A 223-nucleotide genomic window follows, 5' to 3' on the forward strand; every position below is an offset into this window, starting at 1 on the left:
CCGATTCCCTCGTATGGTGCGTTATTTTTGCGAACTTGCGGGCGTGAGTCGTAGTGGGTATTACGCTTGGCTTCGTCAAACAGATCAGCATATGGAGAGAGAACAGAATGATGAAAAAGATTACGAACTGATTCAAGAGATTTTTTACCGAAAAGAGAAAAAACGTGGAGCTCGTTTTATCAAAATGGAGTTAGAAAATACAAAGGGGATTTGTATGAATCTC

1 pseudogene is annotated in these 223 nt (G+C 40.4%); it reads left to right on the top strand.

Annotation, left to right across the window (positions count from 1 at the left end):
* Nucleotides 1-223, top strand: a pseudogene (locus MR058_RS23110) (IS3 family transposase); the annotation flags it as partial.

The organism is Bacillus cereus group sp. BfR-BA-01430 (genome assembly GCF_022663115.1).
Lineage (GTDB): Bacteria > Bacillota > Bacilli > Bacillales > Bacillaceae_G > Bacillus_A > Bacillus_A cereus_BD.